11 protein-coding genes and 1 pseudogene are annotated in these 9,017 nt (G+C 58.6%); 6 read left to right on the top strand and 6 right to left on the bottom strand.

Annotation, left to right across the window (positions count from 1 at the left end; translation table 11 throughout):
- Positions 1-349: pseudogene (locus KBF66_RS17390) on the top strand (transposase); the annotation flags it as partial.
- Positions 350-447: 98 nt separating this feature from the next.
- On the opposite strand, the gene KBF66_RS17395 reads toward KBF66_RS17390, so the two are convergent.
- From KBF66_RS17395 to KBF66_RS17415, 5 genes are read right to left on the bottom strand one after another with little or no spacing between them, the layout of a single operon-like run.
- The gene (locus tag KBF66_RS17395; RefSeq protein ID WP_296660336.1) at positions 448-2,697 is read right to left on the bottom strand and encodes an EAL domain-containing protein; all 2,250 of its coding nucleotides are present in this window, start codon (positions 2,695-2,697) and stop codon (positions 448-450) included.
- 19 nt (positions 2,698-2,716) lie between these two features.
- Entirely contained in the window at positions 2,717-3,229 is a 513-nt protein-coding gene (locus KBF66_RS17400; RefSeq protein ID WP_296660339.1) for a DoxX family protein, read from the bottom strand.
- 52 nt (positions 3,230-3,281) lie between these two features.
- Positions 3,282-4,085 (bottom strand): DNA-binding domain-containing protein, encoded by an 804-nt coding sequence (locus KBF66_RS17405; RefSeq protein ID WP_296660342.1) that lies wholly within the window; start codon positions 4,083-4,085, stop codon positions 3,282-3,284.
- Positions 4,082-5,029, bottom strand: a complete 948-nt coding sequence (locus tag KBF66_RS17410; protein WP_296660345.1) for a DUF692 domain-containing protein — start codon at positions 5,027-5,029, stop codon at positions 4,082-4,084. The genes KBF66_RS17405 and KBF66_RS17410 overlap by 4 nt, the downstream gene beginning before the upstream one ends.
- A 46-nt stretch (positions 5,030-5,075) precedes the next feature.
- Positions 5,076-5,351 (bottom strand): DUF2282 domain-containing protein, encoded by a 276-nt coding sequence (locus tag KBF66_RS17415; RefSeq protein ID WP_296660347.1) that lies wholly within the window; start codon positions 5,349-5,351, stop codon positions 5,076-5,078.
- A gap of 294 nt (positions 5,352-5,645) precedes the next feature.
- Between KBF66_RS17415 and KBF66_RS17420 the strand changes: the two genes are divergently transcribed.
- A complete protein-coding gene (locus KBF66_RS17420) occupies positions 5,646-5,927 on the top strand; it encodes a hypothetical protein (RefSeq protein WP_296660350.1) in 282 nt (93 codons plus the stop codon).
- 62 nt (positions 5,928-5,989) lie between these two features.
- Here the strand turns inward: KBF66_RS17420 and KBF66_RS17425 are convergent, their stop codons facing one another.
- Complete coding sequence (locus KBF66_RS17425; protein ID WP_296660353.1) at positions 5,990-6,265, bottom strand: DUF2282 domain-containing protein; 276 nt, start codon at positions 6,263-6,265, stop codon at positions 5,990-5,992.
- A gap of 173 nt (positions 6,266-6,438) precedes the next feature.
- On the opposite strand from KBF66_RS17425, the gene KBF66_RS17430 reads away from it, so the two are divergent.
- The 4 genes from KBF66_RS17430 (at position 6,439) to KBF66_RS17445 (ending at position 8,891) form a co-directional block, all read left to right on the top strand.
- Positions 6,439-7,002, top strand: a complete 564-nt coding sequence (locus KBF66_RS17430; RefSeq protein WP_296660365.1) for a sigma-70 family RNA polymerase sigma factor — start codon at positions 6,439-6,441, stop codon at positions 7,000-7,002.
- A gap of 8 nt (positions 7,003-7,010) precedes the next feature.
- Complete coding sequence (locus tag KBF66_RS17435) at positions 7,011-7,232, top strand: zf-HC2 domain-containing protein (protein WP_365732553.1); 222 nt, start codon at positions 7,011-7,013, stop codon at positions 7,230-7,232.
- A gap of 213 nt (positions 7,233-7,445) precedes the next feature.
- Complete coding sequence (locus KBF66_RS17440) at positions 7,446-7,871, top strand: RNA-binding protein (protein ID WP_296660359.1); 426 nt, start codon at positions 7,446-7,448, stop codon at positions 7,869-7,871.
- Positions 7,872-8,174: 303 nt separating this feature from the next.
- On the top strand, positions 8,175-8,891 hold the full coding sequence (locus tag KBF66_RS17445) for a hypothetical protein (protein WP_296660361.1): 717 nt from the start codon (positions 8,175-8,177) through the stop codon (positions 8,889-8,891).
- Positions 8,892-9,017: the final 126 nt, after the last annotated feature.

The raw sequence follows: 9,017 nt of genomic DNA on the forward strand, positions 1-9,017 counted from the left end.
CCGGTTCGTCTATAACAAGGCACTGGCATTGCAGAAAACGAATTACGAGGCCGGTGGTAAGTTCATTGGCTACGTGGCCCTGGCGAAGTCGTTGACCGACTGGCGCAATGGGACTGAAACCCCGTGGCTCAAAGATGCACCTTGTCACGCGTTACAGCACGCTCTCAAGGACTTGGAACGGGCGTACAAAAACTTCTTTGCCAAACGTGCTGAATTTCCACGATTCAAGCGCAAAGGCAGTGGCGAGAGCTTTCGTTATCCCGATGCCAAGCAGTTTGAAATCGACCAGGTAAACAGTCGCATCAAGTTGCCAAAGCTGGGCTGGGTTCGTTATCGCAACAGCCGGGACGAGTAACAACAGACTCCGCACTAAAACCAACTCAAGGTCGGCTTTGCCGCCCGCGCTCTTGACCCTGCCCTAAACCACAGGGTTTGCCGCGCACCGGATCAAGCGGCGATACTCTCCGTTGGCAGCTGGTCAAACCAAGCCTGCAGTTTGTCGCCAAATAGCGGTCGGCTGCCGAAATAGCCCTGCATCACATCGCAATTCAGTGCTTTCAGGGTGTCGCGTTCGGCCTGGGTCTCAATGCCCTCGGCGGTGACCAGCAAACCCATGCCATGCCCCATCTCAATCATGGTTTTAACCAGCTGCAGACTGCCAGGTTTGCTATCAATGTCTGTGACAAAGCTGCGGTCAATTTTGAGTTCGCTGACCGGCAACTGCTGCAGATACGCCAGCGACGAGTAGCCGGTACCAAAATCGTCAATCGAAAGTTCCACACCGGCATCGCGCAGGCAGTGCAACAGGGCGATGCTGGTGTATGCATCTTGCATCAAGCCACTTTCCACAATCTCCAAACGCAGTCGGTGCGGTGCGATGCCGTAATGCGTCATGCGCTCACGTACCCGCTGGCAAAATGTACTGTCTTGCAAATCACGCGTGCTGACATTGACGCTGATGCTCAATTGCGGCTGGCGCTGTTGCCATTGCTGCAGGGTCTGCATGGCTTTATCGAGCATCCAGTCCGTCACCAAGGTAATGGCACCGGTCTGCTCGGCAAACGGCACAAACTCCGCCGGAGAGACAAAGCCGCGCGTCGGATGCTGCCAGCGAACCAGCGCCTCGGCACCCACCGGCGCAGCGGTCTGCAGCGAAAACTTCGGCTGCAGCCACATCTGCAATTGCGACTGCGCAACCGCCATCCGCAGATCCGAAAGCAGACCCAAGTGCGACAAACGCGCCGCTTCTTGCGCCGGGTTGTACCAGGCAAAGGCGTGCGCCGCTCGCTTGGCGGCATTCAGTGCAACCTCGGCATTGCGCAGCAGGGTGATCACCGGCAGGGCCGCATCTGCAGTGGAATCAGCCAGGCCAAACGCCAGACTCAGATCCACACTGTGGTCGCCGCACTGCACCGGCTGCACCATCGCCTCTGTCAGAAGCCGCTGCAAGTGCTCGACGGCAGCGCGCTCGTTCAACTCTGAAACGATCGCGAACCTGCCACCGTTAATATGCGTCAGCAGGGTCTTTGAACCTTGGAAATCCGTCAGACCGGCTGCCTGGGACTGACTCACGGCCTTCAATACAGCCTGGGCACGCGAGGCGACTTCCTTGATCAAGGTATCACCTGTGGCAAAGCCCAGCGTTTCGTTGATGGTCTTGAGCCTTGCCAGGTCAAACAGCAGCAGGCTGCGACAAAGGCAGTCAAGCCGCTCGGTCTTTCGATCACCATCAGCGCCAGCCATTGACAATGAGTCGCCAGCGCCCGCAGATAAAGGCATGCCCATATCAGCCTGCAGCAGGAAGGTACGGTTGGGCAAGCTGGTCAGTCGATCTGAAAATGCCAGTCGCTCGATCTCGTGCTCGCGCGCAGCAATGGCGCCGGTCATGGCGGTCAGTGCCTGGCCGACCTGATCGATCTCGTCCGTTCCGGTGGCCACCACCGGATGCTGATAGTCGCCCCCGGCAATGCGTTGGGCAGCAGCCTTCAATTGCTTGAGCGGCAGCGCCACACTGCGGGTGGTGCCCATTGCCAGCGCCAGGCCCAAGCCCACCGCCAGCAACGACAGCCCCACTGCCCAGAATGCCAGTTGTTCAAACCGGGCCTGTGCCCCGGCCATTTGTTGCTCGATGCGTTCGCGTTCGCGGTTGATCAGCACATTGGATTCGGTCAGCACCTGTTGCAATGCCGGCATCACTTGTGCGCGGTAAACCGCCAGGGCCGCCTTTGGATCCTCGCCCTCGATCTCATCGACCGTGGCGATGAAGGCTTCGGAATAGGCGGCGCGGGCCTCGTTAAGGCGACGCAGCGTCTGCACCTGTGTCAGTTCATCGAGGTTATTGCTCAGCGACTGAATGATGCCGTCGATACGTCGATTGCGTTCGTCGACATCGGCATACACCGGTACACGCTGCTCGCGTGGCGCATTCATCAGGTGCAGCAGGGCATTTCCAACGCCTTCGGTGGTAAGTGCCAATGACTGCACGCGAAGCAGGCGCTGCATGTCGTCCGTGGCAAACCGCTCGGTCAGCACGGTCATGGCGCGAATCTGGAGTATCACCAGCGCCAGTACCAGCAACATCAAGCCCACCAGAGTGCCAAACCCCAGGGCCAACCGCCAGGAAAGCCGGCGCGGCCATCGAATTTGTTGAGCCGGGTTCAAGGTCCGGCGTTCGGGCTCAACGGGCGCGGCTTTCATGGTGCACAGACTACCATATTCAAAGATGGCCCCCACGCCTGGCAAGATGTCCGAACCAGCGCTGCATCAACCAGGTGTCAAGTGCCCAGCGGCCGCTGCCAAACACCGCCGCGCCTGCCAGCAACACCCCCCAGGTGACATGCTGTTGCAGCGCAGCCGGAGCGATCTCGGTCAACGAGATCACGGCCACCACGTTCACCACGGACAAGCCCAGCGCCGCAAACCGTCCGCCCAAGCCCAGCAGTAGTAGCACCGGCAGCACCAGTTCACCGCAGGTGCCCATCACGGCAGCGACTTCCGGTGGCAGCAGCGGCACCTTGTATTCGTCCTGAAACAGTGCCAGCGTGATGTCCCAATCGCGAAGTTTGGTCAGGCCCGACTTGAAAAACGCCTCGGCAACATAGCCACGCGCCAACAGCGCTGCGGCGGGCTGCAACGCATCCATCGCCGCATTGAGGCCGTGAAACAAGCCGAGTAAGCGACCGAAAAAATCTGCCGGGCGCGCCGATGGCACATTGGAAACAGTTGGCATGGTCATTTTTCCTAAAACTATTGAATACGCGGGTCAAAACAAAACTGGATAGTTAGGCACACCTGCCAGAATTGTGTGATGGCTCTCTTTTCTGGCAAACCCCCAATAACAAACCGGTCTGAACCGCCATCGGTAGCCAGGCGCTGATGTCAAGTGACGGGGCCTGGCCCAGCGCGTAGCCCAAACTTTGGCCGCCCATCAGGTCCGCCACGAACGCCGCCTCGCCGTTGAGCGCCTGGCGCACCAGCGGTCGCACGCCTTGGCGCCAAATCAGCGCGTCCTCACTGACGCCAGCGCCCAGCAACTCACCAAGCTGTTGCAGGCTGGGGCTTGCAAGCAGATGGGCATTGACGATGCTGACGACCGGGTAACGGCTGCCCAGGCTGGCACACCCAGGCGACAGCAGCAACGCCAGGTCAGCCGGGTCATGATCAGCCAGTAAGGCAAAACTCGATGGGTCGGCGCTGGCGTCTGCGGCACTGGCGGCCAGGTGCAGGGCCCATTCCAGCGCCGCCACATCCGGCAGATACGGTTCGCTGGCAAGTTGATCGCTGACGCGGACAAACTCAGGCAATGCGCCGCCCCATTGGGCCGCATCGCCGCGCAGCGGTGGCTGCGCGTGCCAAAGAGCACGCGCCAGCGCATCAAAACTCTCTTCGCCCAACAGTTGCGCCACCACCGGGTATGCCGCGCGCAGGGCGTTGCACGCCAGGGCATGACCGTTGGCCTGGTAAACTTTCAGCCCTCTAGCCCATTTTTCATCGGCATAGTTAGCTATGTTTTGAGTAGCATCTTCATATGGCCAATCAAAGAGTGCTGCCAGCAACGCCTGCTGTTTCCGAGCCAACGCACTCATGAGATGACTCCCGACATGCCACGAGCGCGGGCCGCCTCATCGAGCAGCACATCCAGCGTCGGCACGTCAGTGTCCCATTCAATCAGTGTGGGCACAGCGCCAAACCGGGCCAGGGCGTGCTGATAAATCTGCCAGACTTCGGCACAAACCCGACTACCGTGGTCATCCACCACAATTTCGGCTAGCACATCTTCACCCGGCTGAGGCAACACATGGCAATGGCCCGCCAAATGGATTTCGGCGACATGCGCGGGATTTATCTGGTCCAGCCAAGCCAGACAATGCTGCACCGGGTCTGCTGTCGCACCGTGAATGCGAGCGTTGAGGGCATTGACATAGATGTTGTTCACATCCACCAGCAACGCACAACCGGTGCGCGCAGCCAATGCGTTGAAAAAATCAGTTTCCGACAACAGTGCCTCGTCAGGCTGCGGCAGCCACCGCAGGTATGCAGACAAGTTCTCCACCATGAAGCGGCGTTGCAGCCGGTCCTGAACGCGTTGCACGTTGACGCACAGGGTGTCGAGTGCCTCGGAGCTAAAGGGAATTGGCAGCAAGTCAGCGGCGTGGATGGTGAGCCCCCCGGCCGCACCCGACCAACGACCCCGGGCAAAGCTGGCATGGTCGCTGACGCGCACCGGATCGATGCGCTGCACAAGTTGTGCCAACTGGTCTATGTGCCAAGGATCCAGCCCGGCCACAGAACCAAGTGACAGCCCCACACCATGCAGGCTGATCGGATAGTGGGCACGCCCCCGCTCCAGCACCGCGAGTGCCGCACCGCCCGAACCGAAAAAGTTCTCTGAGTGCACTTCCAGAAAATCCAGCGCTGGCAGACGCTGCAACAGTTCGGCGTAATGCGGGTGGCGCCAGCCGATGCCCACTGCTGGGTTTTGCGGTGTTGGGCGAGCGACCGCAATAGTCTCAGGCGATGCAGTCAACATGGTGGACTCTTGGGGCGTGGGCTGCCAGACGCAACGAAAAAGTCAATCAGCTCTTTTTCGCCATGGCCTTGGCTTCGTCCAAAGACAGACCTTTCATGTCCTTGCAAGTGCCCTTGGCCACATATTTCCACTCACCCTTGTCCATGTCGACCTTGCTCTGGCCGGCGCACGAATGCACGCCGCTGATGCTTGCGCAGTCGTTTTGACCGACCTTGGCAATGCCAAAACACTTTTCCTTTTCCGCTGCAGCGGCCGGACCAGCCACCAGGGCCAAAGACATGAGGGAGGCAGCGGCGCTGGCGATAAGGGTACGTTGGTTCATCGGAAAACTCCAGAAAATAGTTGAATGAAAGAACTTAACCTTGGACCGTACTGCCCCAGGGGCAGTTTCGACTTTGGTTATTGTTGAGTCTGACTGGCCGCCGGTTTCTTACAGGCATAACCAAAATATTCTTGCGTTCACGTTTTTCAGGAATGCATCATGATTGAGAGGTACCGACTGGCGCGTGGTAACTTTCGGGCTTGATTGCATGGCAATAGGCAACCGCTTGTGAACGATTTTGCGTTGATTCTTCGTCCCAAACACTCATCTGAGCAATTCAAGAAAGAGGTCTTCATGAAAATATGGTTTCAACGGGTCGTCCTGCGACGGGTCTGGTTGTGTTTTGCCGTGATGGGTATCAGTTTTATCGCATTTGGTGCCGGCACCTTGAACCTGATCTACGTGGCGCAGGCCAACGCCAATCTCCTGCTGGAGCATGGCTGGCAGGCGATGGTGGATGGCGGCTTGTTGCAGTTGGCGGAGATTTTGCTGACTGGTTATGCCAGCTTGGCTGCTTATATTGTCTTCAAAGCCTGCGAACACAGCCTGGCGCACAGGTTGATTGCAGAAGATTAGAGCAAGCGCACGCATCACTGCGCGCGCCTGCAACACACACTGCTATGGCAACTGCAGATTGATCAGCTCTTTTTGACGGCCGCCTTTGCCTCGTCGATCGAGAGGCCCTTCATGTCCTTGCAAGTGCCCTTGGCCACGTACTTCCATTCGCCCTTGTCCATGTCGGCCTTGCTCTGGCCTGCGCAGGAGTGGCTACCCGACAGGCTGGCGCAATCGTTCTGCCCGGCCTTGGCAATGCCAAAACATTTTTCTTTTTCAGCAGCAGCCACCGGACTGGCCACCAGGGCCAAAGACATGAGGGAGGCAGCGGCGCTGGCGATCACGAGACGTTGGTTCATAGGAAACTCCATTAGTTAAGAAATTAGGTTGGTTTAACCCGCGCCCAGACCCTTGTCCGGTGTCTGGCTCGCTGGTTATGATTTAGTCACATTCGCGCCTGACTTCTTACAAGTGTGGGTATTTATTTTTTGATTTTTCTCAATCCAAAGTGGCCGATACCCCCACCTGCCAGATCAGCTTCGAGCAGCAGCTTGTGGCTTGCCGTGTTGACTTGCTGCGGTTTGCCAGGTTGCAGCTACGCAATGACGCGTGGGCCGAGGATGTGGTGTCGGAGACCGTGCTGGCTGCGCTGGCCAAGCCGCAGGCGTTCGCACAACGATCACAGCTCAAAACCTGGCTGATCGGTATCCTCAAACACAAGGTAATTGATGCACTGCGCCTGCACGGCCGCGAGATCAGCACCAGCCGTCACGACGACGATGAAGCTGACCCTTTGGAGTATCTGGGCTTTAAGGCGGATGGGCATTTTTCACAGGCACCCTCGGACTGGGGCAATCCCGAACAGGACTTGAGTAGTCGCCAGTTCATGGCGGTGCTGGATGCCTGCGCCCAACAGTTACCAGCCAGCCAGGGCCGGCTATTTCTGATGCGCGAGTGGCTGGAGCTGTCGAGTGATGACATCTGTAAGGAACTCGGCCTGACGCCGACCAACCTGTATGTACAACTGCACCGAGCCCGCTTGCGCCTGCGCGAATGCCTGGAGTTGAACTGGTTTGCCAAACCCGCGAGTCTCTGAACACCATGATGTCGATGCTGCCACTGAACCGAAGCTGCAAGCAGGTGACTGCGCTGGTCATCGCCCGTGAAGACCGGGTGCTGCCCTGGCGCGAACGACTGGCAGTGCAACTGCATATGTTGATCTGCAAGACCTGCCCGACCTTCGAGCGCCAGGTGTTGACCATGCACAACGCCATGCGGCAATGGCGCAACTACTCCGAGTCGGAGCCGCCAGCGTCCGAGAAATGAGCGCTTTACACAACAAACCAACGCATTTTTTGATGTATAGCAAATAAATTGTAGAAAAACTCAAACTTGACGTATCATGCGCCCCGTATTGCCCCTGAAAAGGCAGTATGAGTTTGCGGTGTATGTCAGTCTCGCGTCTGCGCTAATTTCAATGGTTTGTTGATTGCGGTTATGGACTCCATCGCGTTTTGAGTTATTTTGAGGAGTCCTTTCATGGGCAACAAACTTTACGTCGGCAATCTGCCATATTCTTTCCGTGACGATGACCTGCAACAGGCATTTTCCCAACACGGCACCGTCTCTAGCGCCAAGGTCATGATGGAACGTGACACCGGCCGCTCCAAGGGTTTCGGTTTTGTCGAAATGGGTAGCGATGCCGAGGCACAAACCGCCATCAATGCCATGAATGGCCAACAGTTTGGCGGCCGCGGTCTGGTGGTGAACGAAGCCCGTCCGATGGAGCCTCGTCCTCCCCGCTCGGGTGGCGGCGGCTTTGGCGGTGGTGGTGGTGGCGGCGGTTACGGTGGCGGCGGTAGCCGTTCTGGCGGCGGCGGCGGTGGTGGCTACGGCGGCGGTGCCGGTGGTGGTCGCTCCGGCGGCGGTGGTGGTGGTTACGGTGGTGGCCGTAGCAGCTACTAAGCACAGCTTATCGCTTTCAGGCTGCGGCCTGAGATCAAAAAGGTCCTTAGGGGCCTTTTTTGGTTTTTGAGGCTGCCTGCATTTGTTATTGGCTTGCTGCTTCTTTTCAGGGAGGCGACAGGCGTATGAACAGCGCTCTGCGCTGACTTTACCAAGCAATTTTGGCATTTAGCGCAATAACCACGGGCGTTTTTCGCTACTGTTTTTGCTTCACTTTGGACCGATCCTGGCGCGCTGTGGGCGCAGGGTGTCTGCCCCGGCGTATGTATCGGCTTTACGCCGATCACGGCGCACAACGTTCCCTTGTCACTCCAGGCCATGGGGCTGCTGGCGCTGTTGATGGCGGGGGTAGCTTGGGTGACGCTGCGCAAACGCGCGTCCTCCGTGATGACCTGGGTGTTGACGGCGGCGCTGGTGGGCGTGGGCATGGCCACCGACCTGCGGCAAGCGCTGGCCGATGTGCTGTACACCGTGGTGCTGGGTGGTGGCAGCAATCCCGCCACAGTAACGCTGCCGGACGGGTACACCGGAACGGTCGCGGTGCAGAACAGTCTGGGCACACCGGTCACGATCAACACTCTGACGTTCAAGCCGGGACTGGAGCTGGTGACCGGATCGACCCTGCAAGTGGGCAGTGTGCTGGCGGGCGGCAGCACGGTGGCTGCCGGGCTCAATCTGGCAGATGCTGACCCGGCACCGGTGGTGCCGCCGGGATCGGCGTTTGCGGGTTTGGGGGACTTAACTGTCAGTGACTATGCTGGCAACTTTCCAATTTCATCAATCGCCACCGGCGGGGTGACCGATCCCAAAGGCCGGACGATGGTTTATTCGGCGACCGGGTTGCCGGCTGCGTCAATGCTGGCGATTGACGCGTCTACCGGAGTAGTTTCTGGGGAATACGACGCTGGGGGTTTTCTAACTGTGGCGGAAGTTTTCACTGTGACGGTGACCGCCCGCGCCACCGGCAGCGCCAAATCGGTTTCAAAAACATTCGTCTTGTCGATTCGGAATGACGGGTGACCTGACTTTCGCCAATGCCCCGCATTTGGTTAACACCGCGCGGGCAACGTCGCGCCGTCGATTAACCCACCCAGCGGCGCGCATCTTTTAACAGCAACAGTAATTGCTGCTCGCGCAAAGGCGAGG

Origin of the sequence: Rhodoferax sp., assembly GCF_018063565.1 — a bacterium.
Taxonomy (GTDB): Bacteria; Pseudomonadota; Gammaproteobacteria; order Burkholderiales; family Burkholderiaceae_C; genus Rhodoferax.